Raw genomic sequence first — 230 nt, forward strand, 5'->3', positions numbered from 1 at the left:
ATGTCGATCTGCCGGAGCTGATCCGGCGAAAAAACGTCCGCGTCAATGGCTTGCGCCTGCGCGTGGGGGAGGAGACCTTCCCCGCCGCTATCGCGCCACTGCACACCGAGAATGAGGATGTCGCCTCGCTGGCGGGGGCCGTGGTCACCCTGCAGCGTGCAGACCGCCTGGGCTCGCGAATCTATTAGCTCCCGCGCACCGAGGTGCGTGGCGTCGAAGCGGTATTCCAC

1 pseudogene is annotated in these 230 nt (G+C 66.1%); it reads left to right on the top strand.

The window, feature by feature from the left end:
• Positions 1-188, top strand: a pseudogene (locus R2R70_RS23655) (AAA family ATPase); the annotation flags it as partial.
• Between the last annotated feature and the right edge of the window lie 42 nt (positions 189-230).

Origin of the sequence: Cobetia sp. SIMBA_158 (assembly GCF_046566945.1) — a bacterium.
GTDB lineage: Bacteria > Pseudomonadota > Gammaproteobacteria > Pseudomonadales > Halomonadaceae > Cobetia > Cobetia amphilecti.